1 rRNA gene is annotated in these 220 nt (G+C 39.5%); it reads left to right on the forward strand.

Features of this window, described 5'->3' with window-relative positions:
• Positions 1–81, forward strand: a 23S ribosomal RNA gene (locus OA79_RS17895); the annotation flags it as partial.
• Between the last annotated feature and the right edge of the window lie 139 nt (positions 82–220).

Consider the following 220-nt stretch of genomic DNA (forward strand, 5'->3'; position numbering starts at 1 on the left):
CTACGACGTTGATAGGTTGGGTGTGTAAGTGCTGTGAGGCATTGAGCTAACCAATACTAATTGCTCGTGAGGCTTGACCATATAACACCAAAGTAGTTTTTAGCTGACAACAGCTAAAAGACACATAATACGATCCGGTTTAACCTTGATCCACGTTATTTCAAAATGAATTGTTAAAGATCCAAGCAACGTATTCGCGTGTTTTGGTTAACAGAGCAAA

The sequence above is a fragment of the Marinomonas sp. TW1 genome (assembly GCF_001625355.1).
Taxonomy (GTDB): Bacteria; Pseudomonadota; Gammaproteobacteria; order Pseudomonadales; family Marinomonadaceae; genus Marinomonas.